23 protein-coding genes, 1 pseudogene and 1 riboswitch are annotated in these 26,117 nt (G+C 47.9%); of the genes and pseudogenes, 18 read left to right on the top strand and 6 right to left on the bottom strand.

The annotated features are described in order from the left end of the window. Positions 1–4: 4 nt before the first annotated feature. The 4 genes and pseudogenes from DXD65_RS11935 to DXD65_RS11920 form a co-directional block, all read right to left on the bottom strand. Complete coding sequence (locus DXD65_RS11935) at positions 5–1,582, bottom strand: ATP-binding protein (RefSeq protein ID WP_032592789.1); 1,578 nt, start codon at positions 1,580–1,582, stop codon at positions 5–7. A gap of 70 nt (positions 1,583–1,652) precedes the next feature. Continuing rightward, positions 1,653–2,117, bottom strand: a complete 465-nt coding sequence (locus DXD65_RS11930) for a hypothetical protein (RefSeq protein ID WP_032570077.1) — start codon at positions 2,115–2,117, stop codon at positions 1,653–1,655. A 405-nt stretch (positions 2,118–2,522) separates the two neighbouring features. After that, a pseudogene (locus tag DXD65_RS11925) lies at positions 2,523–3,061 on the bottom strand (transcriptional regulator); the annotation flags it as partial. A 129-nt stretch (positions 3,062–3,190) separates the two neighbouring features. Next, positions 3,191–4,423 carry a Cof-type HAD-IIB family hydrolase gene (locus DXD65_RS11920; protein ID WP_005832678.1) on the bottom strand — a complete coding sequence of 411 codons (1,233 nt, stop codon included), beginning with the start codon at positions 4,421–4,423 and terminating at the stop codon, positions 3,191–3,193. Between the two features lie 100 nt (positions 4,424–4,523). Beyond that, a riboswitch (cobalamin riboswitch) is annotated at positions 4,524–4,723 on the top strand. A gap of 58 nt (positions 4,724–4,781) precedes the next feature. On the opposite strand from DXD65_RS11920, the gene DXD65_RS11915 reads away from it, so the two are divergent. From DXD65_RS11915 to DXD65_RS11870, 10 genes are all read left to right on the top strand, one after another. Continuing rightward, positions 4,782–6,797 (top strand): TonB-dependent receptor plug domain-containing protein, encoded by a 2,016-nt coding sequence (locus tag DXD65_RS11915; RefSeq protein WP_034526139.1) that lies wholly within the window; start codon positions 4,782–4,784, stop codon positions 6,795–6,797. Between the two features lie 53 nt (positions 6,798–6,850). After that, entirely contained in the window at positions 6,851–7,951 is a 1,101-nt protein-coding gene (locus tag DXD65_RS11910; protein WP_057258666.1) for a YncE family protein, read from the top strand. A gap of 5 nt (positions 7,952–7,956) precedes the next feature. After that, complete coding sequence (locus DXD65_RS11905) at positions 7,957–9,090, top strand: ABC transporter substrate-binding protein (RefSeq protein ID WP_117887668.1); 1,134 nt, start codon at positions 7,957–7,959, stop codon at positions 9,088–9,090. Positions 9,091–9,171: 81 nt separating this feature from the next. Beyond that, a complete protein-coding gene (locus tag DXD65_RS11900) occupies positions 9,172–10,200 on the top strand; it encodes an iron ABC transporter permease (protein ID WP_117887667.1) in 1,029 nt (342 codons plus the stop codon). A gap of 167 nt (positions 10,201–10,367) precedes the next feature. Further along, complete coding sequence (locus DXD65_RS11895) at positions 10,368–11,630, top strand: carboxypeptidase-like regulatory domain-containing protein (protein ID WP_009038151.1); 1,263 nt, start codon at positions 10,368–10,370, stop codon at positions 11,628–11,630. 51 nt (positions 11,631–11,681) lie between these two features. Continuing rightward, positions 11,682–12,233, top strand: a complete 552-nt coding sequence (locus tag DXD65_RS11890; RefSeq protein WP_005831734.1) for an RNA polymerase sigma-70 factor — start codon at positions 11,682–11,684, stop codon at positions 12,231–12,233. Beyond that, the gene (locus DXD65_RS11885; RefSeq protein ID WP_009038153.1) at positions 12,230–13,090 is read left to right on the top strand and encodes a FecR family protein; all 861 of its coding nucleotides are present in this window, start codon (positions 12,230–12,232) and stop codon (positions 13,088–13,090) included. The genes DXD65_RS11890 and DXD65_RS11885 overlap by 4 nt, the downstream gene beginning before the upstream one ends. Continuing rightward, positions 13,087–14,640 (top strand): carboxypeptidase-like regulatory domain-containing protein, encoded by a 1,554-nt coding sequence (locus DXD65_RS11880; RefSeq protein ID WP_005831730.1) that lies wholly within the window; start codon positions 13,087–13,089, stop codon positions 14,638–14,640. Before DXD65_RS11885 ends, DXD65_RS11880 begins: the two co-directional genes overlap by 4 nt. A 118-nt stretch (positions 14,641–14,758) precedes the next feature. After that, positions 14,759–14,935 (top strand): DUF4250 domain-containing protein, encoded by a 177-nt coding sequence (locus tag DXD65_RS11875; protein WP_005832662.1) that lies wholly within the window; start codon positions 14,759–14,761, stop codon positions 14,933–14,935. Between the two features lie 72 nt (positions 14,936–15,007). Then, positions 15,008–16,606, top strand: coding sequence for a ClC family H(+)/Cl(-) exchange transporter (locus tag DXD65_RS11870; RefSeq protein ID WP_117887666.1), 1,599 nt, complete (start codon positions 15,008–15,010; stop codon positions 16,604–16,606). On the opposite strand, the gene DXD65_RS11865 is transcribed toward DXD65_RS11870, so the two are convergent. After that, a complete protein-coding gene (locus DXD65_RS11865) occupies positions 16,603–17,970 on the bottom strand; it encodes a TrpB-like pyridoxal phosphate-dependent enzyme (protein WP_005831725.1) in 1,368 nt (455 codons plus the stop codon). The two genes, DXD65_RS11870 and DXD65_RS11865, sit on opposite strands and share 4 nt — an antisense overlap. Positions 17,971–18,103: 133 nt before the next feature. On the opposite strand from DXD65_RS11865, the gene DXD65_RS11860 reads away from it, so the two are divergent. Both DXD65_RS11860 and DXD65_RS11855 read left to right on the top strand, forming a co-directional pair. Then, positions 18,104–19,933, top strand: coding sequence for a TrkH family potassium uptake protein (locus tag DXD65_RS11860; RefSeq protein WP_005831722.1), 1,830 nt, complete (start codon positions 18,104–18,106; stop codon positions 19,931–19,933). A 5-nt stretch (positions 19,934–19,938) separates the two neighbouring features. Beyond that, the gene (locus DXD65_RS11855; RefSeq protein WP_008665006.1) at positions 19,939–20,625 is read left to right on the top strand and encodes a potassium channel family protein; all 687 of its coding nucleotides are present in this window, start codon (positions 19,939–19,941) and stop codon (positions 20,623–20,625) included. A gap of 51 nt (positions 20,626–20,676) precedes the next feature. Here DXD65_RS11855 and DXD65_RS11850 read toward each other — a convergent pair whose 3' ends face one another. Next, the gene (locus DXD65_RS11850; protein ID WP_233556135.1) at positions 20,677–22,185 is read right to left on the bottom strand and encodes a DUF3843 family protein; all 1,509 of its coding nucleotides are present in this window, start codon (positions 22,183–22,185) and stop codon (positions 20,677–20,679) included. A gap of 293 nt (positions 22,186–22,478) precedes the next feature. Here DXD65_RS11850 and DXD65_RS11845 point away from each other — a divergent pair, with 293 nt between their 5' ends. The 6 genes from DXD65_RS11845 to DXD65_RS11810 all read left to right on the top strand — a co-directional run bounded on the left by DXD65_RS11845 (position 22,479) and on the right by DXD65_RS11810 (position 26,070). After that, a complete protein-coding gene (locus DXD65_RS11845; protein ID WP_005832650.1) occupies positions 22,479–23,099 on the top strand; it encodes a DsbA family protein in 621 nt (206 codons plus the stop codon). A 486-nt stretch (positions 23,100–23,585) separates the two neighbouring features. After that, positions 23,586–23,795, top strand: a complete 210-nt coding sequence (locus DXD65_RS21565) for a 4Fe-4S binding protein (protein WP_080597342.1) — start codon at positions 23,586–23,588, stop codon at positions 23,793–23,795. 246 nt (positions 23,796–24,041) lie between these two features. Next, the gene (locus tag DXD65_RS11825) at positions 24,042–24,521 is read left to right on the top strand and encodes an HU family DNA-binding protein (protein WP_005831707.1); all 480 of its coding nucleotides are present in this window, start codon (positions 24,042–24,044) and stop codon (positions 24,519–24,521) included. 126 nt (positions 24,522–24,647) lie between these two features. After that, positions 24,648–24,875 carry a DUF4248 domain-containing protein gene (locus tag DXD65_RS11820; RefSeq protein WP_005831704.1) on the top strand — a complete coding sequence of 76 codons (228 nt, stop codon included), beginning with the start codon at positions 24,648–24,650 and terminating at the stop codon, positions 24,873–24,875. A gap of 136 nt (positions 24,876–25,011) precedes the next feature. Next, positions 25,012–25,461 (top strand): DUF4890 domain-containing protein, encoded by a 450-nt coding sequence (locus tag DXD65_RS11815; protein WP_016272777.1) that lies wholly within the window; start codon positions 25,012–25,014, stop codon positions 25,459–25,461. A gap of 60 nt (positions 25,462–25,521) precedes the next feature. Beyond that, entirely contained in the window at positions 25,522–26,070 is a 549-nt protein-coding gene (locus tag DXD65_RS11810; protein ID WP_005831701.1) for a DUF4738 domain-containing protein, read from the top strand. The last annotated feature ends 47 nt before the right edge of the window (positions 26,071–26,117 follow it).

Genomic DNA, 26,117 nt, shown 5'->3' with positions numbered 1-26,117 from the left:
AAGTTTATTGCTCAGTTTGAGGGTTAACAATAATGCGCCAATAGCCACCATGGTCTGCTCCTTCACGAGACAAAATTCCCATAGAACGAAGCTTTGAAATATGTTTTTCTACGGCTCGGGAGCTTATTCCTATTTTATAGGCCATTGCTTCTGCAGACATTGATGGGTCGGAAATGACGAAATCAATAATCTTTTGTGCGGTTTTCCCAATGCTTTTAGATTTGTTTTTCGAATCTCCGAACTTTTTCTCCGAACCTTTTTGGATTATCTCCGAACCTTTCTCCGAACTTTCTTGCGTATCACCAAAGGTTTTCACCGAACTTTTGCTGTTTCCACCGAACTTTTCCACCGAACTTTCTTCGTTTTCAAGGTACTTTTCGAGGGTACTGTTTACCCTGTTAGCCACTTCCTCAACAGGTATTCTTCCGTTGTCACCCCAGTTCAGATTATAGAAAGTAGTGTAGAAAGAAGTCGCTTCCGTTTGATATTGAGGTTCTTTTCCTTGCAGGAAATTGGGTAGTTTTTCCGTAAGCTCCCGCATTTTGCGTAAACCGGAGCCACGTTTCTCCATATAGTCCAACTGTGTGAACACATCCGCAATGACGGGGTTACGGCGCATGGACGGCACTTTGTATATGTCACGGTCTTGAATCTGTGTACCGTCGAGCATGGCACCGGGTGATACTAATTCTACACGGTCATCGTAAATGTCAATATGCACTTCACCACCCATCACAGTATAATCTCTATGGATAAGGTGGTTTACCAACCCTTCAAAGATGGCACGGTCTGAATAGTCCGGTAGGTTTAGACGATAGTTAGGCATCTTCACCCAACCGCTCATGGTATAGTTCTTGATGAAATCCATACCATATTTTAAGAGCAGCACAAGGTTAGCCCGATGTTCCACGGAACTGATGGCATCATCCTTATATAGTCCAGTCCAACGGGTGCAGAAAATACGCGATTGAAATACTGTGCAATTATCCACAAACAGCAATCCTGCATTGGTCAGTTTGCTGTCAGGAGTTACCAGTCCGAATGATTCCAGATACTTGTCATTCCATTCCTGATGGGTTTGCTCACGGAAAGTATTGGCAAGGATGATGAAAGAATGTTTGCTGGCATCCACTTGGGTAGGCAGTGAATCCCAAGTCATGTGCGTGCCTTTTAATACCAACGAAAGTAATTGTTGGGAGTTGCATTCTACACTTTCATTGCCAACTCGTACATATGCGGTACGTGTCCCATCCTGATAATAGTAATAAGGTGTAAGCGTTCCTGCCTTTACTTTCACTTCAAGCAGGGTATGCTCTTCATGTTCTATCGGAATAAGTTGAATTTCCGGCACAGGGTCAAGTCTTGCCTTTATCATTTCACTGATAAAATCAGCATCGGCTTGTGGATTCTCCAACCCTACAATTATGCCGTCATCATTCACTCCATAGAACAAACTGCCACCATCCGTATTAGCGAAAGCCGACACGGATTTAAGCCACGACTTTACTTTCTTACGCTCCAACATTTCCTTGAAATCGTAAGCTGAGCATTCTGCTATCAATGTATTGTTGTGTATCTGCATCGTTTTCTTATTGTTTAGAGGCATCTACTGTTTTTATAGATAACTCTTAGATGTCACTTTTGTGAAAATACTAATAAATTCTTCTAATCCAACGTTCCTTTGTTTTCATCCCCCATTGAACATGCCATTTTCTTCCACTTGTTTTGTCCAGTAGAATAAACTGGTACATATTTTTTGTGGGATATAGTTCAAAACTTCCAGAGCCATGACCAAATCCATAATTCAAGTCATCATTATTTATAGTTACGCTACCTTCGTTTTCTGAATCTAAAGACCATTGAACTTGTTCTATCATTCCTGTTTTAGTATCTAATTGAAGTAGGGTGTATATGTTCTCTGTCTGATATAATTTATAACGTTGTTTCAGAGAATGGTCAAGTTCTATTTGTTCTAACCAAGCATTCGTTATTTGAACAAGGCTATCAATTCTATTTAAAACTGAATCTTTGGGGGCTTGTTGATCGCTTTGTTTCGTTTGGGCAAGCCCTATTGTTGCACATAAAAATACAACAGTGAATGTTACAAATCTTCTCATCTTACTATGTTTTATATTGTTAATCGAGTTCTTCCTATTTTTCTTATTGATGTAACTGATTTTATTATTCAGATACAATAACTCAATATAGAATACAAAGGTAAGGATAAAACCGAAGAATCTGTTAAAAATATCGCTTTCTTTTGATTTTTATGCGTTTACATCTCGTTGTTTATGAATAAAAATCGTACTTTTGTGAGCAAGAGCTGTTGTTGCTTATGAATGCTTATTTTCAGATTTGCGTTATATTTGCAACACGTGTACGCAAGTCGCTGATAGATATATCACGTTGATTTTGAGGAAGTGAAGTAAGTTGCAATAGGTGATTTTATAGAAAAAAGAGGCGTGTAATCCATTAAGTTGCACGCCTCTTGTGTTTTTGAATTTCAAGTCAGTCTTATATACTTATTTTTCAGTTTGAGGATTAATGACAATGCGCCAATAGCCACCAAAGTTCTCACCTTCACGAGATAAGATATCCATAGACCGCAATTTTGCAATTTGTTTTTCTACGGCACGAGAACTTATACCAATCTTGTAAGCCATAGTTTCGGCTGACATAGGAGGAACGGAAATGACGAAATCGATAATCTTCTGTGCTGTCTTTCCTATGTTTTTAGGGGCATCTGTGCTCTCTCCGAACTTTTGTCGTTTACACCGAACATTTTCGCATTTACACCGAACTTTTCGACTGAACTTTCTTCGTTTGCAGGATACTTTTTGAGGGGACTGTTTACCCTTTCGGCCACTTCTTCTACGGGTATTCTTTCGTTCTTTCCCCAATTCAGATTATAGAATGTAGTGAAGAAAGAAGATGCTTCCGTATTGGCAAAAGCCGACACGGATTTAAGCCATGACTTCACTTTCTTACGTCCCAACATTTCCTTGAAATCATAAGCTGAACATTCCGTTATCAATGTATTGTTGCGTATCTGCATCGTTTTCTTTTTGTTGTTCGGGTATAACACTCTAATATAATTTACAAAGGTAAGGATAAAACCGAGGAATTGGTTAACCCCCTCGTTCCTTTTTGATTTTCATGCATTTACATTACGTAGTTTATAACAGTTATTTTATCTTTTCTTTATAACACTATTCACTACCCGTATAGAGGAGACCAGTTTATTGGTGGAAGTAAATACGTCCACATTCCACACATGGGATGAACGCCCTTTATGAACGATGGTTGCCACTGCCCTTACGGTATCTCCTTCGTGTGCAGAAGAAATATGATTTCCGCTGACTTGCATTCCCACGACAATCTCATCAGATTCGCAGATAATCATGGAGCCGAGCCCGGCAACGGTTTCTGCCAAGGCAAGGGTGGCACCGCCATGCAGAATGCCGAAGGGTTGGCGGGTACGGTAGTCGACCGGCATGGTTGCTTCTACGCGCTCATCCGAAGCGTATGTGTATTGAATGCCCAAGTTTCCCATCAATGCGTGTCGTGCCCGTTCGTTCAGTAAATCAAGAGGCACCTCTGCTGCACGCACTTCTGCCAATATTAGTTTTTCTACGGCCAGGGCCACTCCATCTTCTTCATTCGATGCAGTCACATAGTCTGCACAGACCTTTACAGAATCTTGTGAATGTCCCATAGCTACCCCCATGCCGGCCAATTGGAGCATGGTCACATCGCATACGCCATCTCCAACGGCAATGACTTCTTCCCGTGTTACTCCCAAATGCTCTAATAGGGCGCCTAACGTATTCGCTTTATTGACTCCGCAGGGCACCACCTCTAAAAAGTAAGGCTCGGAACGGAAAGCATCCAGAGTACCTGCCAGGCGTTTTTCCCAATGTTGTTCCAGCCCTATCAGAGCTTTTTCCTTATCACTCACCAGCATGCACTTGCAAGGCGCGAAGTCTATGGCAGTAGAGAATTCATCTTCCCTGATTATCTTCAAATTGTTTAGCAGGGCTTCATTCTTTATATATTCATTGTCCGGACTATCCGTAATGAGGGTATCATCGTGGTAGGTGAAGATGGCAAAGCCGTTCTTGCGGGCTTTCTTTTCCAGATAAGGCAGCATTTCCGGATTGATGCGTCGTTCAAACAATATTTCTCCGTTCTGTGCTTTTATTATCTGGCAACCGTTATAGGAGAGAACAAACCCTCCATAATTGCCGAGTTCGAGGGTTTTGGCCAGTGGCATCAGTCCATAAGTCGGCCTACCGGATGCCAAAACTATGCGCACTCCCATTTGCTGGACCTTTAGCAGAGCAGCTAATGTCCTTTTACTAATTTCTCTTTCATCATTGAGTAGCGTTCCATCTACATCAAGAACCAATAACTTATATTTCATGGCAACTCGATTTTGGGGTTATTATGTTACAAAGTTAAAAAAATGACTGTTAAAACGGTAATATTCGTTTTATTGTTTACTGAAACTTCTTTTATTTATCCTATCTTTGTCCACGTTTTGTTCCGCGTTCTCTATCCGGAGAAGCGGATGAAAAGGGAATCGGGTGAAAGTCCCGAACAGTCCCGCTGCTGTGAGTTCCATGCTCGGTGTATCATACTTGTGCCACTGTTCTTCGGGAAGAACGGGAAGGCGATGTACCGGGAACGAGTCAGAAGACCTGCAAAACAAAGTCGAAAAATTGTCCATTCGAGGAAAGTGGGCAGTGCGCAAATGGTTTAAGATAATCTTCATTTATTCTATGTCAGGAAGGACTAAGGTATTACTGGTCTGTGCTGTTTCATTGGGTGCAAGTATACTCCGGCTCTCTGCCCAGGAGGTGGGGGGAGATACGATTACGGGGAAAGTGCATCAGATAGAGAAAGTGACAGTGACAGCACGCAGGTCGCCCAATAAAGTGACTTCTGCCGTACCCATACAGACGATGTCACGGCAGGATATCAGCCAGCTGGGAATACAGAATATGGCAGATGCTGTACGCCGTTTTGCCGGAGCCAATGTAAAGGACTATGGAGGCATTGGAGGACTGAAAACGGTTTCCATACGCAATATGGGAGCAGCCCATACAGCTGTCAGTTATGACGGGGTGGCGGTGAGTAATTGTCAGGCAGGGCAGATAGATATCGGGCGTTTTTCGCTGGACAATGTTTCCATGCTTTCGCTCGCCATCGGGCAGTCGGAGGACTTGTTGCAGTCCGCCCGCTTGTATGCGTCGGCCGGTGTGCTGGGCATAGAGACGGAAAAACCTCATTTTGATGACGGGCGCAATGCCGCTTTTCAGGCACGGGTGCGCGGAGGGTCGTTCGGCATGGTCAGCCCCTCGCTGCGCTGGTGGCAGAAACTGGGCTGCCGTACACGCGTGGCGGTAGATGCCGGTTATATGAGGGCAGACGGTAATTACCCTTTCACGCTGGTCAATGGGAAATACGTGACGGAAGAGAAACGTAACAACTCCGGCATCTATTCCTGGCAGGGCGAAGCTACCTTTTATCATACTTTCAAGGATGACAGCGAACTGGATGTGAAGGGTTATTACTTCTATTCCCGCCGGGGACTTCCAGGGGCGGTTACGCTCTATAATCCCCTTTCCGATGAAACGCTTTGGGATGAGAATACTTTTGTGCAGGCACGTTATAGGAAGCATTTTTCGCCCCGGTGGAGTTTGCAGGCACAGGCAAAGTATAATCATGGCTGGAACCAATATAAGGATGAGGGCAAGGAATATGCCGACGGATATTATCGGGAAAATCACCGGCAAGACGAATATTATATTTCCGCGACCGTTCTCTACCGTCCTTTGGAAGCTTTGACCCTTTCGTTGGCGCAGGATGGGGTGATAAACAAGTTGCGCAACAGTTTGCCGGAATGTCCTTTCCCTACAAGATATACTTCCATCAGTGCCTTCAATGCACGCTACCGGCAAGGATGGCTCACGGCCACGGCTTCGCTGGTGCATACTGCCACTTCGGAGCATGCCGAGAAAGGTACGGTCCCCGATGACTTCCATCGCTTTGCCCCCTCTTTATCAGTCAGTATGCAGCCTTGGCAGGACGAGTCGCTGTATTTCCGGTTGATGTATAAGAGTACGTTCCGTCTGCCCACTTTCAACGACCTCTATTACTACCGGCTGGGCAACCGTAATCTGCGACCCGAGAAGGCAGACGAATATAATGTCGGTATCACATGGAGCAAATCCGGATTGTCTGTGTTCGACTATATCTCCGTTACGCTCGACGGTTACTATAATGATGTGACGGATAAGATTGTGGCTTTTCCCACCACCTATGCGTGGAAGATGGCGAACTACGGCAAGGTGCATGCCGCAGGTGTGGATGCCACTTTGGCGGCAACCGTTCCATTGACGGAGAAAATAAGACTGATTATGTCGGGCGGATATACATGGCAAAAGGCCATTGACCTGACCGATTCCGACGCGAAGAACTATAAGGACCAATTGCCTTATACTCCTCTTCATAGCGGAAACGCGTCCGCCATTGTAGAAACGCCGTGGGTGAATGTGGGCTACTCGGCGGTAGGAGTGGGAAAGCGTTACTATTTGTCGCAGAACATTCCGGAGAATGAGATTGAGGGCTATCTGGAGCATACGATGAGCCTCTCTCATGAGTTTGCTTTGGGCGGTTGCCGGCTTCTGTTGCAGGCCGAGATTATAAATCTGACCGATGAACAGTATGACGTGATAAAATATTATCCTATGCCGGGTCGTTCGTGGCGGTTGACGGGTACTTTCAAGTTTTGAATAATCTATTTATGAACAACAAAAACTAATTATAAACAATAACAACTGTGATTATGAAAGTAAGAAGTTTATTATTCGGTATGCTCTGCATGCTTGCTTTGGGTGCCTCTTTGGCATCTTGTAGTGACGACGATGACGATTCTCTGGATGACGGCGGGTCGAAGGTGACACTGCCGCAGACGCGTGTTTATATTCTGAATGAGGGTGGTTGGGGAGCTAATAACGCAAGACTTGCCTTTTATGCACCCAATAAGGATGCGGATTTCATCAGTGATATTTACCAGACTCAAAACAACGCCAAGTTGGGTGACCTTGGTCAGAGTATGATTGAGTATGAAGATGAAATATATATAGCTGTAAGTGGTTCCAATTATCTGACTAAGCTGAATGCTGCTGGTGTGGAGTTGAAACGTGTTTCGTTTGTAGACGACAACAACCTCAGTGCAGGCATTCGTTATATCGATGCTGAGGATGGATATATCTATGCTTCCTTCTACGGAGGAGCTGTAGCTAAAATCAATGCGAAAACGTTGGAGGTAGTGGATAAATTGACCGGACTTGGCGACAATCTGGAAGGTGTGGCAATCTGCGAGGATATGCTTTATGTGGCGAATAGCTGTACTGCTGATTGGAGCACTTATCACAATGACGTAAAGGTGATAGATTTGCGTACTTTCAAGTTGAAAGAGACGTTGACGGTAGGTTTGAACCCCAATGCTTTGGTTGAAGAGGATGATAAGGTTTTTTTGATTTCATGGGGTAATTATGTTGATATTGGCTATTCATTACAGATGATAGACCCTGCTGCCAACAATAAGGTGACGGAATTAGGCAGTGCCACCCGTATGTGTGCTACTGATGATATTCTCTATTTGACTTATTCAAATTACACCAATCCTACCGCTTCTTTTTTTACTTATAATATAAAGACTGGAAAGATGGATGAAGCTTCTTTCTTGAAGGATATACCGGAAAAGTTGAAAACTTCTACGATTTATATGTTGGAAGTAAATGATAATAACGGTGATTTCTATATTGGTACTTCTGAATATACCACGAACGGCACCATTTATCGTTTCAAGAAAGACGGTACCTTTATAGAGCAGTTCGATGCAGGAGGTATGAATCCTAATTCTGCTATCTTCTTCAATTAATATCAATGAAAAGAAATAGTTTACTTATCTGTCTGTTCGCAGTCCTGTTTCTTTCCTCCTGCGGAGGAAGGGGCAAGACTGCCTCTGCTTTGGCCAACGGTGACACCATTCCCTTACGTTATGCAGAGAATCTTACCTTAGTGTCCTATCCCGGCTATACCCTTGCCACCTTGCGCAATCCTTGGGATACGTTGCACACGCTACATACCTATATACTGGTCCCGAAAGACCGCGAACTCCCGGCACATCTTCCGGCAGGTACTGTGGTACGTACCCCGCTCTCCAAATCAGTCATCTACTCTTCCGTCCACTGCGGACTGATGGATAATCTGGGTGTGTTTGGTAGCATCGGCGGTGTCTGCGACTTGAAGTACATCAAACTGCCCACCGTTCACGAAGCCTGCCGCCGGGGCACCATCGCCGATTGTGGCGACGGTATGAATCCCGATATGGAGCGCATCATCGACCTGCATCCCGATGCCATCCTTCTGTCTCCGTTCGAGAACAGTGGCGGTTATGGCCGTATCGAGAAACTGGATATTCCCATCATCGAATGTGCCGACTACATGGAAACCTCCGCTTTGGGACGTGCCGAGTGGATGCGTTTCTACGGACTGCTCTTCGGGGTTGCGCCACAAGCCGACAACCTTTTTGCTGAAGTGGACAGTTGTTACCAACGCCTCAAGATGCGTGCGCAACTTTCATCCACCTCGTTCTCCGTTGTCAGTGAGTTGAAAAGCGGCTCGGCATGGTACGTGCCGGGAGGGCGTAGCACCATAGGAAGGCTTTTTCAGGATGCTTGCGGGCGTTACGCTTTTGCCGACGATACCCACAGCGGCTCTGTTCCTCTGGCTTTCGAGACCGTTTTCGACAAGGCGGGCGATGCCGACGTCTGGCTGGTGAAGTTCAACCGCGACCGCGACATGAGCTATGCTGATTTGGAGGCGGATTATATCGGCTACACCGGTTTTAAGGCTTTCAAGACCCGGAATGTCTATGGTTGTAATACGGCAAAAGTTCCTTTCTACGAGGAGACTCCGTTCCGTCCCGATTATTTGTTATCCGATCTGATACAGATTCTGCATCCCGAAATAGGAGATTTGGGAGGCTTGCGCTATTTTTGCAGACTGAAGGAGTGATGAACACAGAGATACGGAACTTTTGTGAAAGTAATAGAAAACTCTGTGCCTCCATGTCTCTGTGTGCTAAATAATGTAACTATGAGTAAAGGCTGGAAATATGGTATCGGGTTGGGAGTAGTAATCTTATTGCTTTTTGCGGGCAATCTGCTGGTGGGGTCGGTTTCGATTCCGCCTGCCGATGTTTTCCGTATCCTGCTCGGTGGAGAGGGGGAGAAGGCAAGCTGGAGCTTCATTCTTTGGGAATCCCGTTTGCCCCAAGCGCTGACGGCGCTGCTTTGCGGTGGCGCATTGGCTGTCTGCGGACTGATGTTGCAGACGGCTTTCAAGAATCCGCTGGCAGGACCATCCATTCTGGGCATCAACGCCGGGGCAAGTCTGGGAGTGGCCTTCGTCATGTTGCTGTTTGGCGGCAGCATCACGGCAGGGGCGTTCAGTCTGTCCGGCTTCTTCTCCGTACTGCTTGGCGCATTTATCGGAGCCATGCTGATTATGGCACTTATCCTTTTCTTTTCCACGCTGATAAAGAGCAATATCATGCTGCTGATAACGGGTATCATGATAGGCTACATCGCTTCTTCGGCCATTGCCCTGCTGAACTTCTTTGCTACGGCAGAGGGGGTGCAGTCCTATATGATATGGGGGCTGGGCAACTTCGGTGGAGTTTCCCTACAGCAGATGCCGGCCTTTGCGCTGGTCACCATTGTGGGACTGTTCGGCTCATTATTGTTGATAAAGTCCCTGAACGCCTTGTTGCTGGGAGAGCGCTATGCCGAAAATCTAGGTGTCAATATCCGCCGTGTGCGCAACTGGCTTTTGATTATCACCGGGCTCTTGACGGCTGTCACCACCGCTTTCTGTGGTCCGGTCGCCTTTATTGGCCTGGCCGTGCCGCATGTGGCCCGCATGATATTGGGGACAGCCAATCACAATTCCCTATTGCCGGTCACCATCCTGAGTGGCGGTGCAGTGGCACTGCTTTGCAATCTGATTTGCGTCTTGCCCGGCGAAGCGGGTATTATTCCCTTGAATGCCGTCACGCCCATTATCGGTGCGCCGGTCATCATCTACGTTATTCTGAGCCAGCGGAAGCCCCAACAATTCAACTAAGCTATTGCCGACAGCTTGACAAGTTTTTGCCAAACCTATGGCAATGTCTTGGCAAAATTTCTCTCTGATTATCAACGTGCTACTTTTTTTGTATTTTTCTCTCCATTCTATAGGGTTTTATCTTCCTCACCGCTCTTATTAATAGAAACCCCTTAAAAACATGCCTTATGAAAAACTTTGTAGGATTTACACTTGGGTGTTTGTTTGCATTCTTATCTTCGGGTATCACCCCGTTGATGGCGCAGGACGCGGCAGTGAACGAGCTCGTCATCACCGGTACGGTCAAGAACAAGGACAGCAGGAAGAAACTCGAAAACGTGAACGTCTCTGTTGTCGGCAACAATATCGGAACGGTGACCAATGCCGACGGCACATTCTCCTTGAAAGTAGCGGAAGCGGAAGCTTTCCGTGGACTGGAAGTCTCCCATATCGGCTATCTCACTACACACCTCTCTCTGGAAGAACTTGAAAAAACGGGCGAGCTGACCATCTGGATGATACCGGCCCCCAATCTTTTGAGCGAGATTGTGGTCTATGGCAATAATCCCCGCGTCATAGTGGAAGAGGCCATCAAGAAAATTCCAGTAAATTATTCTGGCAATGACAACATGCTGACCGCCTTCTATCGGGAAACCGTGCAGAAGCGCCGCCGCTATATCAGCGTGTCCGAGGCAGTGATGGATGTCTATAAGACGGATTATAACTCCCGCGATGTAGACCGCGACAAGGTGCAGCTGCTGAAAGGCCGCCGCCTGCTGAGCCAAAAGCAGAGTGACACGCTGGCTGTGAAAGTGGTGGGAGGTCCCAATTTGTCCCTTTATCTGGACATTGTGAAGAATGGCGATGCGCTGTTGAGCACGGACAATCTGGACTATTATGAATTCCGTATGGAGGACCCCGTCAATTTGGATAACCGCATGCAGTATGTGGTCAGCTTCCGTCCGCGGGTCAGCCTGATGTATGCCTTGTTCATCGGGAAACTGTATATAGACTACGAACGGCTTTCCTTTACACGTGCCGAGTTTGGCCTGGACATGGCAAATCGGGTGAAGGCAGTGGAGGCCATTCTGCATAAGAAGCCCGTCGGCTTACGGTTCCGCCCGCAGGAAGTCACCTATCTGGTGACCTACAAGCAGCAGGGGGCCAAGACTTACCTGAACTATATACGGAATGTCATCCGCTTTAAATGCGACTGGAAAAAAAGGCTGTTCTCCTCCAGCTACACCGCTTTCTCTGAAATGGTGGTGACCGACAGGACGGAAAGCCCTCTCTCCGGCATCTCCAACAAGAACACCTTCAAACGGAAGCAGGTATTCTACGACCTGGTGGATGAGTACTGGAACGAAGACTTCTGGAGGAACTACAATATCATAGAACCTACGGAATCCCTGGAGAATGCAGTCAGCAAATTGCGGAAACAATCCAATTGATTATCTGATAGTTTTCCTTATATTTGGAGCAACCGAGAAAAAACACCGTGTATGCTGGACGAACTGATGATACTGGCCAGAATAAAGGAGGGCGATATAAAGGCGTTCGAAGGAATCTTCCGCCGGTATTATTCCCCTCTTTGCTGGTATGCTGCGGGCATCACGGGTGATACGGCGTCTGCCGAGGAAATTGTGGAGGAGCTGTTCTACGTGCTGTGGAAGAACCGGGAGCGGTTACAAGTATTCCAGTCCGTGAAAAGCTATCTCTACCGTTCTGTGAGGAATGAAGCCGTGCAGTTTTGTGAGCATCAGGAGGTCAAGGAGCGCTATCGGGCATCTGTCCGTACGGAGTCCGGGCCGGGCTATTCGTCCGACCCCCACGCGCATTTGGAGTACGAGGAACTACGGACTCTCATCCGGCATACGCTCGACAAGCAGCCCCGGCGCCGGCAGCAGATTTTCAGGATGCACCGCATGGAGGGGAAGAAATATGCAGAGATTGCCTTGTCGCTTTCGTTGTCCGTCAAGACGGTGGAAGCGGAAATGACCAAGGTACTCCGAACCTTACGAAATGAAATTGATAATTATATCCGGACACAATGATGGAAGTAGATAAAAAGAAGACAAGGACCGACGAGGCATGGGTACGGCTTTATGCCCGCTTCGAAACGGACTGCCTGCTGCCGGCAGATGCGGAACATGCTCCGGCAATGCACCGCAGGCTTTACCTCAAGTGGGGGAGCGTTGCGGCAGCCGTGATTGCCGGAATCGTATGTTTTGCCGCATGGTGGGCCGTACCGGAACAAGGTGGGGACAGTCGTAGCTTGCTGACGGAGGAGAACCGGGAGAAGCCCACACTGGTCAAGACCCTTGAAGACGGTTCGGTGGTATATCTGGCGCAGGAAAGCACGCTGAAGTATCCCGAACATTTTGCGGAAGACAAGCGGGAAGTGAACCTGCAGGGTGAAGCCTTCTTCGATGTGGCAAAGAAACCCGAGCAGGCTTTTACGATTGAGACGGCGAGGGTGCGTGTGGAGGTACTGGGCACGGCTTTCAATGTCAGGAGCAATGAAGGGCTCCCCTTCAGCTTGTCCGTGAAGCGCGGGAAGGTGAAGGTGCTGCTGAAACAAGAGGAACAGACGGTCTTTGTAGAGGCGGGAGAAACGGTTATCTTGCAGGGGGGCAGTCTGCTCGTCAGCGAGACGGAGAATCCGGAGCTCTTTGACCGCTACACCAGCAACATCCGTTTCAAGGACGAGTGCCTGGAGGATGTGCTGCGTGCCATCAATAAGGAGTCTGCCGGCTGGCAGATAGAAGCCGCGTCGCCAACCCTGGGCAAACGGCGGCTGACGGTCGAATTTTCGAATAACTCCCCGGAGTCTGTGGCCGAGCTGATATGCTGGACGTTCGACTTGAAGTGTACACGTCAGGGCAATAGACTGATATTGTCGGAACAATGAATTCAATGAAATGCTTCATTCTCCATTTGCCACTCTTCATTTTCTTCCTGGCAGGCAGTGCAAGAGCGGACGGAGGCGATGTGCTGGACCGCATCGTCCGGCTGCCTGGAATGAAGGGAACGGTTTATGCGCTGTTGGGGAAAGTCTCGGAGCAGTCCGGCTATCTGTTTATCTATGATAGTAAGGTCATCCATAACGACTCAGTGGTGAGGGTCAGGAAGCAGGAGTGTTCCGTGAGGCAGGCCATTCATAGGATAACCGGCAGCCGGAACCTCGAATTGAAGGTATTAGGCAACCATATATTGATAACACGGGCGGCAGAAAGGAAGAGTATGGAAGAAACGGTACCCCTGCCGCCCCGACCGGCATATTCCACCATTGCCGGAATCCTGCTGGACAAGGAGACGGGAGAGCCCGTCGTCAGTGCGTCGGTCATCGCACAAGGAACCTCACTGGGTAACATTACCAACCAGAACGGTGAATTCCGGCTCAACCTGCCCGACTCGTTGAGGCGCTGCATGCTCTCCTTCTCCCATCTGGGTTATGTGGGGCAAACGGTGGAAGCCTCTGCTTTGGAAGGACGCAGCAATGTCCTGAGCCTTGAGCCGAAAGTCATTTCCTTGCAAGAAGTGCTTATCCGCTTGGTGGAGCCTAAAAAGCTGCTTCGCGAGATGATAGAGCACCGGGATAGGAACTGCTCCACTTCTCCGGTCTATCTGACCACCTTCTACCGGGAAGGTGTACAACTGAAGAACAAGTTCCAGAGCCTGACGGAGGCCGTTTTCAAGGTCTACAAATCACCGACGATGGAACCCGGACAGAAAGACCAGGTGAAACTGCTCAAGATGAGCAAGATAGATAACCGGGAGCAGACGGACAGTGTGCTTGCCAAAATCAGCTCCGGGGTGGAGGCATGTCTGCAGTTGGACATCATGAAGAATCTTCCAGACTTCCTCTTGCTGGAATCCGGCGAGGAACTTTATACCTATACTTCGGGCGACATCGTATCGGTGGACGACCGTACTGCCAACGTCGTCTATTTTGAGCAGAAACGTGGGGTAAAGGAGCCTTTGTTCTGCGGAGAACTCTATATAGACTCGGAGAACAGCGCCTTGCTGCGTGCCCGCTTCGAAATTCATCCCCGGTATGTGAAGGCCGCCACACGGCTTTTCGTGATACGCCAGGCTCCGAAAATCAGGCTGACAACGGAGAAACTTGTCTATACCGTCTCATACAAACCCTGGAACGGTACCTATTATGTCCACCACATCCGTGGCGACCTTTACTTCAAGATGAAGAGAAAACGCATGCTCTTCAGTAATCCCACTCTGTATACCTGGTTCGAGATGGTGACCTGCCGGATTGACGGGGAGAACGTGACGCGCTTCCCGCGTGCGGAACGGTTGCCGGTGCATACCGTCTTCTCTGAAACCGACTTCAAGTATGACGCCGATTTCTGGGGCGACTTCAATGTGATTCCGCTGGAAGAGGAGCTTGGAAAGATTATCGAGAAGGTCTCCCTGAAGATAGAGCAGACGGAAGCTCCGTAAACATGGCCCTCAATCGTTTGCGGTGGGTAGGTTGTATATTCTACACTAAAATTATCTCTATTTTGTTTTTTATTGTAATTTTGTCCCCGGTATTAGTTTAAATTTAAAGATTGTAACTATGAGATTACCTGAGGACCCGGTGATGCTGTACAGCTTCATCAACATGAAACTGCGTGATTTCTATCCTTCGCTGGACGCGCTCTGCGAGGATATGAACGTAGAGAAAGAGGACATTGTACGAAAATTGAAGCTCGTGGGATTTGAGTATAATCCTGCAAAGAACAGATTTTGGTAAATAATGTTTCTGTATAAAACAACTCCCGTTGCTTGTTGTTGTAAAGCGCAAGTTAACGGGAGTTGTTTTGTTATGGAACTATGGGATAAGGCAGAACGTCTTTGGACGAGGGTCAAGAACTGGAAAACAGTACGCGGCTGGCACATCTGGAAGTTGAAGCTGGTGGATGCCCGGTTGTATTTCGTCAGCATGTTCGTCGGTTTGCTGACGGGACTGGTCGCTGTGCCCTATCACTATCTTCTCTATTATCTGTTCCACCTCCGCAGTGGTTTCTTCGCTTCGCATCCGGCCTGGTACTGGCACATTCCACTCTTTCTGTTTTCTTGGGGCATTCTCGTCTTCGTCATGTGGCTCGTGGGGAAAATGCCGCTTATCGGCGGGGGAGGTATTCCGCAGACACGCGGCGTGATTAACGGGCGCATCACTTACCGGCATCCTTTCATCGAGATGGTATCCAAGTTTGTAGGGGGTATTCTGTCCTTCTCGGCGGGGCTGTCTTTGGGACGCGAAGGGCCTTCCGTGCAGATAGGCTCTTATGTGGGTAGCCTGGTATCTCGCTGGACCCATATCCTGAAAGGCGAACAGAAACAGTTGCTGGCAGCCGGGGCGGGAGCGGGGCTCGCTGCGGCTTTTGCAGCGCCACTGGCTTCCTCGCTCATTGTAATAGAATCCATTGAACGCTTCGATGCCCCTAAGACGGCCATCACTACCTTGCTGGCGGGTGTTGTGGCAGGAGCCGTGGCAAGCATGGCCTTTCCCGTGAATCCTTACCATCTGATAGAAGTAACGGAACCGGTTTTCGCCTTCTTTGTCCAGATGAAGTATTTCTTGATATTGGCGGTGATTGTCTCCGTATGCGGGAAGTTCTACTCCTCCACCATGAATGCTTTCAGGCATGTGTATGCCAAAGTCAATTCTCCGGCGTATGTCAAGATGTTCTATCTGGTGCTGGTGGCCTACATCATTTCGCTGATGCAGGTCAATCTGACCGGAGGCGGGGAGCAGTTTCTGCTGGCCCAGGCACAGAACGGCAGTACGCAGATTATGTGGGTGACGGCCGTCATGTTGTTGCATTTTGTCTTTTCAGTTTTCTCTGTCTCTTCCGGATTGCCGGGCGGCAGTTTCATTCCGACGCTGGTTACGGGAGGGTTGTTGGGGCAGATTGTCGGTCTGGTAGGAGTGAGGTACGGTGTCATCGGGCAAGAGAATGTCAGTTATATCATGCTTGTTTCCATGTCGGCTTTTCTGGTGGCCGTGGTCCGTACACCGCTCACGGCCATTGTGCTGATTACGGAGATTACGGGGCATTTTGAGGTCTTTTACCCTTCGGTGGTTGTTGGTGGGTTGACCTACTATTTTACGGAACTTCTGCAAATGAAGCCTTCCAACGTCTCCCTCTATGAAGATATGATTCATGCTCCCGATTTTAAAGAAGAGAAACGCTATACGCTTTCAGTGGAGATTATGACGGATTCTTATCTGGACGGGAAACTGGTGGACGAACTGTTCCTGCCGGAGCGTTGCGTCATTATCAATGTACATCGGGATGGAAAAAATCTGGTCCCCGCAGGAACTCGTTTGATTCCGGGGGACCAGGTACAGATTGAGATGGACTCGCAGGACATAGAGAAACTCTATGAACCGCTTGTCAGTATGGCGAATATCTATTAAGCCAGATTGCCTATCTCGTCCAGATTCTTCTGGATGTCGGCATCCGTCAGCTCGTAATTCACTAAATCGCCGGACAAATACTTGTCGTAGGATGCCATGTCGATAAGTCCGTGACCGGAAAGGTTGAACAGAATCACCTTCTCTTCACCCGTTTCCTTGCATTTGTTTGCTTCGCGGATGGTGGCGGCAATGGCATGGCAGGACTCGGGGGCGGGGATGATGCCCTCTGCTTGCGCAAACAGACAACCGGCGTCGAATGATTCGAGCTGCTTGATGTCCACCGCTTCCATATAACCGTCTTTCAGCAGTTGTGATACGATGACACCTGCACCGTGATAGCGTAGGCCGCCGGCATGGATATTGGCAGGGGCAAAGTTGTGTCCCAGTGTAAACATGGGCAGCAACGGAGTGTATCCGGCCTCGTCTCCGAAGTCGTATTGGAATTTGCCGCGTGTCAGCTTCGGACATGAAGCAGGTTCGGCGGCGACAAAGCGTGTTTTCTTTCCTTCGAGGATGTTGTGGCGCATGAAGGGGAAGGCGATACCGCCAAAGTTGGAACCTCCTCCGAAGCAGGCGATGACGGTGTCGGGATATTCACCCGCCATTTCCATCTGCTTTTCGGCTTCCAGTCCGATGACGGTCTGGTGCAGGGCCACGTGGCTCAATACGGAGCCGAGGGTATATTTGCAGTTGGGAGTGGTCTGTGCCAGCTCTATGGCTTCGGAAATGGCTGTTCCCAGCGAGCCCTGATAGTTGGGATGGGCGGTCAGTATATCTTTTCCGGCGCGGGTAGACATGGAGGGAGACGGGGTAACCTGCGCACCGAATGTCTGCATGATGCTGCGGCGGTAGGGCTTTTGCTCGTAACTGATTTTTACCTGATAGACAGCGGCTTCCAGTCCGAAGAGGCGGGCGGCATATGCCAGGGAAGCTCCCCATTGTCCGGCACCGGTTTCGGTGGTCACGTTAGTCACTCCCTCCTGCTTGCAATAGTATGCCTGTGGGATGGCGGAGTTCAGCTTGTGCGAGCCCATCGGGCTGACGCTCTCGTTCTTGAAGTAGATATGTGCCGGTGTGCCGAGCGCTTTCTCCAATCCATAAGCGCGCACCAGCGGAGTGCTGCGGTAGTATTTGTACATTTCGCGGACCTCTTCGGGGATTTCAATCCACGTGTCAGTCTGATTCAGTTCCTGGCGGCAGAGTTCCTCGGCAAAGATAGGATACAAGTCTTCTGCTTTCAGCGGTTGCTTGGTGCCGGGGTGAAGCGGTGGCATGGGCTTGTTCACCATATCGGCTTGTATGTTATACCAGTACTGTGGGATTTCCTCTTCCGGGAGAATGAATCTTTTCTTTTTGTTGCTCATAGTGGTTAAAATTATTAATAATTCAATGCCCAAATGTAGCTATTATTTTTGAACCAATTTCTTTTTCCTTTTGTTTTTTGTATATCAAGGTATATTTGTCTAAGTTTGCCGCGTTTCATTAATCGATGCATTTATGAAGATTTATCATAAATTCCTTTTGTATCAAAATAAATGGATTCACCCTTACGTACGGATGACAGTGGGAGTAATGACTTCCATCACTTATTTGGCCTCCATCCTGCTGATTGTCGGCGTGGTCTATGAGCATGGCTTTACGATTTCAGAGGTCGAGGCGCATCAGCTCCAACGCTTGTACCATGGGGTGTGGATTGTTTTTCTGGTAGATGTCACCCTTCGCATTTTGCTGGAATACAAGGATACCCGGCGCACCTTCAGTAAGCTCACCTGGATACTGACCATTCTGCTCTATCTGACCCTTATCCCGGTCATTTTCCATCGTCCGGAGGAGGAGGGCGCCATCTTGCAGTTCTGGGAATTTCTGCATGGCAAGGCCTATCATCTTGTCCTGCTGCTGGTGTTTTCCTTTTTCAGCCTTTCCAACGGGCTGGTACGGTTGCTGGGGCGGCGTACGAACCCTTCGCTTATTCTGGCTGCAAGTTTCCTGATAATCATAATGATAGGCACGGGGCTGTTGATGTTGCCGCGCTGCACGATGAACGGCATATCGTGGGTCGACTCGCTGTTCATATCCACCAGTGCGGTGTGCGTCACGGGGCTGACGTCTGTCGATGTGGCGTCCACTTTTACCCCGACCGGTTTTGTGGTAATCATTCTGCTGATTCAGATAGGCGGTCTGGGAGTGATGACACTGACGAGCTTCTTTGCCATGTTCTTCATGGGTAATACCTCGTTGTACAATCAGTTGGTGGTGCGCGACATGGTGAGTTCCAATTCCTTGAATTCCTTGCTCTCCACCCTGGTCTATATTCTGGCCTTTACGCTGGTGATTGAAGGAATAGGGATGCTTGCTATCTGGGGAGACATCCACGGGACGATGGGGATGGACCTTCAGGAAGAGCTGGCTTTTTCCGCTTTTCATGCCATTTCCGCTTTCTGCAATGCGGGATTCTCCACGTTGCCCGGAAATCTGGGCAATCCGTTGGTGATGACGGGGCACAACCCGTTCTTCATCTATATATCTCTGCTGATTATTCTGGGGGGTATCGGTTTCCCCATACTGGTGAATTTCAAGGATATTATTCTTTACCATCTGCGTCGTCTGTGGCACTTTCTGCGTACGTGGCATTGGGACGGCAAGCGTTTTTACCATCTGTACAACCTGAATACAAAGATTGTACTGATAGTCACCTTCCTGCTGCTGGTGCTGGGCACGGTGGGCATTGCTGTCTTTGAGTGGAATGCCTCCTTCGCCGGCATGTCGGTGGCAGACAAGTGGACGCAGGCGTTTTTCAATGCCACGTGTCCCCGTACGGCAGGCTTTACCAGTGTGGACTTGGCAGGCTTGGGGGTACAGACATTGCTTATATATCTGTTTCTGATGTGGGTGGGAGGCGGTTCACAGTCTACGGCAGGCGGTATCAAGGTAAATGCCTTTGCGGTAGTGGTGCTGAATCTGGTGGCTGTGTTGCGCGGCACGGAACGGGTAGAGGTGTTTGGTCGTGAGCTGTCACACGATTCCATCCGTCGTTCCAATGCCACGGTGGTGATGTCGTTCGGCGTCTTGTTGCTGTTTATTTTCATCATCAGCATTCTGGAGCCGGGTACGTCGCTTTTGGCCATTACCTTCGAGTGTGTGTCGGCATTGAGCACGGTGGGGTCCAGTTTGAACCTTACCCCGCGGTTGGGAGACGACAGCAAGCTGCTGGTGGCACTGCTGATGTTTGTGGGGCGTGTGGGACTAATTACGCTGATGCTTGGCATCATCAAGCAGAAGAAGCATACGAAGTATCAGTATCCGAGTGGTCAGATTATTATCAATTAAATGAGATGAAGTATATTATTATCGGTTTAGGGAATTATGGTCACGTGCTGGCAGAGGAGCTTTCTGCACTGGGGCACGAAGTGATAGGTGCGGACGTGAGCGCCGGCCGGGTGGATAGTCTGAAGGAAAAGATTGCTACAGCCTTTGTCATCGATGCGACGGACGAGCAGGCCTTGTCCGTGTTGCCGCTGAACAGTGTGGATGTGGTGATTGTTGCCATCGGCGAGAATTTCGGTGCATCCATCCGTGTAGTGGCTTTGCTGAAGCAGAAGAAGGTGCAGCATATCTATGCCCGCGCCATTGACGCTGTCCACCGTTCCGTACTCGAGGCTTTTGAGCTGGAACGCATTCTTACTCCCGAGGAGGATGCCGCACGCGGACTGGTACAGTTGCTGGAATTCGGTGCCGATATGGAGACATTCCGCGTGGCACCGGATTATTATGTAGTCAAGTTCACCGTTCCGGACAAGTTCATTGGCTATTATGCCAATGAATTGAATCTCGATAAGGAGTTTGGCCTGAAGATGCTCGCCTTGAAACGTGCCGAGACTTTGAAGAATTGCCTGGGCGTCTCGTATGTGGAACACAATGTACTGAACGAACTGCCGGAAAATGACCAGATACAAGCCGGCGACCAGTTAGTGTGCTACGGACGGTATAAGGATTTCCAGAAGTTCTGGAAAGCACTATGATAATTGGTAGTTGGAAATGTGTCAAAAGTGGTATTCACCCCCCATTTTCAACTAATCAAAGTCTTTCTCCCGACACCGATAATGGAAATAATCAGTCAGGAAGTGTGCATTCTTGCGTATGAACTCTTGCCCGTATTCTTTTCTTTGCAAACTGTTCAGATAAGCATCCGGAAGCATGCCTTCGTCTTGCAGGATGCAACTCAATTGGTAGGGGATAATGTCTGGGTTGACGATGAACATAATGGCGTTTTTCTCTGCTTCCTTCTTATTATAATTGGGGTTGTCCGGAGATTTGATGCATTCGCACAGCTTGAATTGGATATGTAGGCCGGTGTGCGGGTTGGCCATCAGCATGGCTCCGTTTTCCGTATTTATGCGTGGTATGTCCAGGCCTTCTTTCAAATTGTAGTCCATCTTGTTCAGCAGAAAATCAGAAATCTCCTCTTGCGATTGGCAGAATACAAAAGATTTCCCGCCGGATACTTTTATGAAATCATGGAATGCAGCCTTTTCATTCGTCTTTTCTTTCTGTTTCGTCAAGTCGTCCACATATTCCGCCATTTTCTGGTTGTACTTGTTCTCGAGAAGCATGCCGCACTGCCACCATGCGTTGCCAAAATAAATCAGTTCGCAGATAAGGGTGCTTTTCCCTACCTCTCGGCTACGGATGGCCGAAAGGTTCAAGGACTTCTTGGTTATCTTGAATTCGCCTTCGTCCTCACTGCACAAATCTTTGACGTACAGATACCTGTCATCTTCTTTCTCCAGCAGATAGCAACTGTTTTTCCGTACCTTCACCTTGCCCCAAAGCTGATGTTCGGGATGGGCTTTTCCGATGAGAGCCAGCCATTCCGGTGAGGTCAGCGACAGCAGGTTGCGGCGGCCTTTGAACGTCAGTGAGGTGCGTGTGGCATATATGAGGGTCTCTGCCATTTCGGGAGTAATCTTTTCATCATCCAGCAACCGTTCAGCTTCGTCCCGGCATTGGGCGACATTTTCGATGTTGAAGTAGCATTGGTAGTGAAACCAATCCAGTATCTCCCGGTAGTGGAAGAAGTCTTCTTCTCCCATGGCAGAGTGGTATAGAAATTCCTGCATCCTTTCATTTTCGGGAGCGGTTTCGTATTCCTCTGCAAGCAGTCCGTATATCTCTTGTGCAGTCTGCTCTATTCCGGGATTCTCGGGGTTGATGGCGCTTATTCCCCGGCACAGATATTGTATATGGTGCCAAAGCAGAAAGCGTATGTCCTCCAGATTGATTTCATCCGGAAAATAATCGCCTTTGATGGGGTAGAAGGGCAGATAGGTTCCGTATCGCTTCCGGCACTCGGCAGTGAATGCCTGCCAGATTCCGGTCTGGGAGATGACGTCCTCAAACCATGCGGCGAGGCAGAGGCTTGTATAGCGTATGTTTTCTTCTTCTTCGAAGGCGTCGGCTATCGTTGAAGAATAAAGTCTTTTGTGGATTTCGTTTGCAATGCCGACGTAGTACTGGTCAACGCTGTTTGTCTGCTTGTAAGGATGCAGTTCCAACCATTTTTTGGGATATATTTTCTTCATGACTCTAAAGTGAGTTTGGTGTGTATTTTTTATATGTTTCATTTCCAGCGTAAAGATATGTTTTTTATGGGAATTTTCTTGTTTTTCCTCCTTTTGATTAGTATATTTGTATGCTACTATTAAATCGTTCCATCGTGTGGAAAAAATCGTTCCACCATGGTGGAACGATTTTTCTTCCGTGGTGGAATGATATTTTCTCCATAGTGGAACGATTAAAGAATAGCATTTCTTCTCCTTAATGCTGTGGAAGAAGAAATGACGGAATTGCAGGACCATTTAAAAACAGAATATATATGAGTGCGTATTACGACCTTTTTGAGAAACCCGACGTCCGCCAGACCGGCGAGCAACAATCCCTTTATGCCCGCTTTGTCCCCAAGGGCACCATCGACCGCAAGGAATTTATCGAGCGTGTACATCTTTTCACCGGCCTCAGCCGCAGCCTGCTGGAAGGAGCGATGGCAGGCTTTATGGATGAGTTGCGCGACTGCCTTGCCAATGGCTGGACGGTGGAGCTGGGCGAACTGGGTTACTTCACCCCCTCTTTGAGTTGTACCCGCCAGGCGACGGACAAGAAAGAGCTTCGTGCTGCTTCCATCGCTTTGCGCGGGTTGAATTTCCGTCTGGGCAGGGAGTTCTATAAGGATTTGAAAGGTAAGATGCAGTTGGAGCGTTGTCCGCAATCGGCATCGGCGCCTGCTTCGTCTGCCGATGAGGCGTTGGGCGTGGAGCAGCGCTGGCAGTTGCTGGATGAGTATTTGCAGCAGTATCCCTGCATCAATCGCTCTCAGTATGCACGGCTGGCAGGACGTAGTTATAAGCAGGCGGTTGTCGATTTGAATAGGTTTATAGAAGAAGGGGTGCTGATGAGGCATGGGATGGGGCCGAGTGTGGTGTATGCCAGAAAGAGGTAAAATTCAAGATGTGTATTTGCATCCGAATCGAAATGCAAAGGACATATCCCGTGAGCTCAATATGGATAAAGGGCTGTTATTCCGCATATTGAAAAAGCTGGAGGTAAATCATTCTCGACACCCCCAAGAATACGGACAGAGCACATCTGTTTTATGAGAAAGCCGGATTCAAGAAAATAGAGAAAGAAGAACTCCCCATCGAATACGATTATCCGTATGATGACAGTGACTTCTTCTGCCTGACCTTGAACGGATACCAATAAATTTACGGTTATTAGAAATTTAATCGGATAAATTAAGATTTATGGAGATACATAAAGTCCATTCTGTTTTTTTCAGTGCTACATTTACTACCAAAGCCATCGTGCAGGGTATCGTCAAGCAGCTGCACGCCGATAATATCCAACATGACATTACGAGTAATGTTTTAATCCCCCGGTTTGAGATTGGGACGCGATGAATTGTTGGTCGTAGGCGTGCCGTCCTATTCAGGAAGAGTGCCCGACACGTGCCATTGCGTCGGAGAACCCCATAAAGACAGATGAAGGTCAATGTATTTCATGTGGAAGGTGCATTGCCCTATGTCCTGTCGGCTCACGAAACTACCACTATCCATTTTTGGGAAAAAAGAGTTTGGAGTTTGCAAGCGCAAATTCAGAGAGAAAAGAACTTGAACTTTTTTACGCTGTCAATTAAAGATGCCGTAAAGGATAAAAACAATGTATGATTAAGGAATAAAATTTCTTAGTCATTGTCTATCAGTTCCTTTCTTTTTCTCCAATATCCTTTTTTATCCTACGAAAACCTCCTTAAACCTCCGTTAAAGCACCACCCCGTTTTCTGCCCGTTGTATCTTTGCATCGTGGTCACAAAGAAACTGGTTTTGCAGACTGACGAGCGAACAAGACCGACTTTTATTAATCAATTTAAAATTAAAAAACTATGGCTTTGAATTATGAAGTAAAAAAGAGAGTATTCGGTTTTGACGAGACAAAAACGGAAAAGTACGTGGCGCAGATGAAAACTTTGGGTGTGGTAGGTTTTAAGGATTTATGCGACGAGGTTTCCAAGATAGGCATGGCGCCTCGCGGTGTGGTGAAGTTGGTGCTGGACGGATTGATCGACACCTTGAATATGGATATCAACAAGGGATTTTCGGTACAGCTGGGTGAGTTCGGCTGTTTTCGTCCCGGCATCAACGCTAAGAGCCAGGACAAACTGGAAGACGTGACGGCAAGCACGATTTATCGCCGCAAGATTATCTTCACCCCGGGCTTCTACTTTAGGGACATGCTGACCCGCGCCAGCGTAGAGAAGATGGATTGGTCGGGCAACGGCACCGTTTCTGGCGGGGGTAGCTCCAAACCAAATCCGGATGGCGGCGGTTCCGATGGCGACCAGGGAGAAAATCCGTTAGGATAAACATTCTGTAAATAAGGAGAATATGAACTTTCTCAGAAAAAGGTTCATATTCTCCTTGAAATACTTGACTTCGCCTTTTGAATATCGTATCTTTACATCAATCATTTAAAAATCAGACAAACTGCTATGGAAACAGAAAATGGCTTTCGTATCACGACTTATAAAAAGAAAGATTTGGCATGCCTCTATTGCCCCAATGCTACTGCACGTTGCGCCATCCGCACCCTGACGCGGTGGATAAAACGGAATCATGAACTGTATGAAGCCTTGGCGCATACCGGGTACAATGTAAGGACACGGACATTCATGCCGAAGCAGGTGAGTCTTATCGTACAGTATCTGGACGAACCTTAATATTCTTTTCAACCTCATTTATTATGTTAAAGCGGGAAGTTGCGGTTAAACTTCCCGCTTTTGTTTTTGTCATAGATACGTTGCAACACAATAGGTATAACTAACATAAGGTATTAATTAAAAAAAGAGAAAAATGATGAAAAGAATAGTTCTGATATGGATGGCCGCCTTCCTGATGGGTGGCATGGCAATGGCACAACATGCCCGCCACAGTGATAAAATGCCCGAACCGAAAGTCCGTGCCGAGCGCATGACGGAACGGATGGTGAAAGAGTACTCCTTGAACGATACGCAGAAACAACAACTGCTGGAGGCAAATCTGGCATTGGTTGAGAAAATGGGAGATATGCCGATGCATCGTGCCAAAGCACACAAGCATCATAAGAGAGATGGCAAGCGCCATCAATTGACGGATGAGCAACGCGCGCAGAAAAAAGCGGAGATGGAAAAGAAGCGTGAAGAGATGAAGACTGCCCGTATTGCTTATGATTCACAACTCCAGAAGATTATGACGGAAGAACAATATGCTGCATACAGCAAGAAAGTGCAGGATAGAAAAGCAAAAATGGAATCTAAAAGAAAATAAATTTTCTATTGCATTCAATTTGTACTATTTTTGTCCGGTCAACTACTAAAAAACAGAACGATGAAGAATATAGTCTATATTTTAGTGTGTGCATCGGTCATTTTCTTCACTGCTTGTTCGTCGCAAGACAAGAATAAGAAAGACGGTACGCAGGTATTGATGCAGGATAGTACAGAAATTGCCGGCCCACAGCGCATGCAGGTGTCTGATGTAAAAACATCCTTTACGTATAAGGGAAAAGAGTATCAGTCTTCTGTAGTGCGCCGGCCGGATGAATCTCTGCCGATAGTGAAAAACGAGCAGGGGGAGAAATTTGTGGATAACCGTATCACCTTGCGCATCACGTGCGGCGGGAAGCAGGTGGTGGATAAAGTGTTCACCAAAGATAATTTTGCTTCGTTGGTGGATGCCAAGTTCATGAAGTACTCCATTCTTGAGGGGCTGGTCTATGACAAGACCACTCCGCAAGGAATCATATACGCGGCGAGCGTCTGCTATCCGCAATCCGACCTTTATGTTCCCATCAGACTGACCATTACGGCTGACGGGAAAATCTCCATGGCAAAAGAAGAACTGATGGAGGACTATCAGACAGACAGCATTGATTAGTGGATAGTTTTCCAGATTGTTTCCAGTTTTATAGACCATCTTTGCCG

The organism is Bacteroides sp. 4_1_36, assembly GCF_003466325.1.
GTDB classification, from domain to species: Bacteria; Bacteroidota; Bacteroidia; order Bacteroidales; family Bacteroidaceae; genus Bacteroides; species Bacteroides uniformis.
This window is presented reverse-complemented; position numbering and strand designations above follow the sequence as displayed.

Coding starts and splice junctions, on each gene's coding strand:
- DXD65_RS11900 (WP_117887667.1), top strand. CDS start 9,172: ATGAGTAAAGGCTGGAAATATGGTATCGGGTTGGGAGTAGTAATCTTA.
- DXD65_RS11920 (WP_005832678.1), bottom strand. CDS start 4,423: ATGAAATATAAGTTATTGGTTCTTGATGTAGATGGAACGCTACTCAAT.
- DXD65_RS11890 (WP_005831734.1), top strand. CDS start 11,682: ATGCTGGACGAACTGATGATACTGGCCAGAATAAAGGAGGGCGATATA.
- DXD65_RS11865 (WP_005831725.1), bottom strand. CDS start 17,970: ATGAGCAACAAAAAGAAAAGATTCATTCTCCCGGAAGAGGAAATCCCA.
- DXD65_RS11855 (WP_008665006.1), top strand. CDS start 19,939: ATGAAGTATATTATTATCGGTTTAGGGAATTATGGTCACGTGCTGGCA.
- DXD65_RS11815 (WP_016272777.1), top strand. CDS start 25,012: ATGAAAAGAATAGTTCTGATATGGATGGCCGCCTTCCTGATGGGTGGC.
- DXD65_RS11875 (WP_005832662.1), top strand. CDS start 14,759: ATGAGATTACCTGAGGACCCGGTGATGCTGTACAGCTTCATCAACATG.
- DXD65_RS11915 (WP_034526139.1), top strand. CDS start 4,782: ATGTCAGGAAGGACTAAGGTATTACTGGTCTGTGCTGTTTCATTGGGT.
- DXD65_RS11845 (WP_005832650.1), top strand. CDS start 22,479: ATGAGTGCGTATTACGACCTTTTTGAGAAACCCGACGTCCGCCAGACC.
- DXD65_RS11885 (WP_009038153.1), top strand. CDS start 12,230: ATGATGGAAGTAGATAAAAAGAAGACAAGGACCGACGAGGCATGGGTA.
- DXD65_RS11905 (WP_117887668.1), top strand. CDS start 7,957: ATGAAAAGAAATAGTTTACTTATCTGTCTGTTCGCAGTCCTGTTTCTT.
- DXD65_RS11860 (WP_005831722.1), top strand. CDS start 18,104: ATGAAGATTTATCATAAATTCCTTTTGTATCAAAATAAATGGATTCAC.
- DXD65_RS11820 (WP_005831704.1), top strand. CDS start 24,648: ATGGAAACAGAAAATGGCTTTCGTATCACGACTTATAAAAAGAAAGAT.
- DXD65_RS11930 (WP_032570077.1), bottom strand. CDS start 2,117: ATGAGAAGATTTGTAACATTCACTGTTGTATTTTTATGTGCAACAATA.
- DXD65_RS11935 (WP_032592789.1), bottom strand. CDS start 1,582: ATGCAGATACACAACAATACATTGATAGCAGAATGCTCAGCTTACGAT.
- DXD65_RS11825 (WP_005831707.1), top strand. CDS start 24,042: ATGGCTTTGAATTATGAAGTAAAAAAGAGAGTATTCGGTTTTGACGAG.
- DXD65_RS11870 (WP_117887666.1), top strand. CDS start 15,008: ATGGAACTATGGGATAAGGCAGAACGTCTTTGGACGAGGGTCAAGAAC.
- DXD65_RS11895 (WP_009038151.1), top strand. CDS start 10,368: ATGAAAAACTTTGTAGGATTTACACTTGGGTGTTTGTTTGCATTCTTA.
- DXD65_RS11880 (WP_005831730.1), top strand. CDS start 13,087: ATGAATTCAATGAAATGCTTCATTCTCCATTTGCCACTCTTCATTTTC.
- DXD65_RS11810 (WP_005831701.1), top strand. CDS start 25,522: ATGAAGAATATAGTCTATATTTTAGTGTGTGCATCGGTCATTTTCTTC.
- DXD65_RS11850 (WP_233556135.1), bottom strand. CDS start 22,185: ATGAAGAAAATATATCCCAAAAAATGGTTGGAACTGCATCCTTACAAG.
- DXD65_RS11910 (WP_057258666.1), top strand. CDS start 6,851: ATGAAAGTAAGAAGTTTATTATTCGGTATGCTCTGCATGCTTGCTTTG.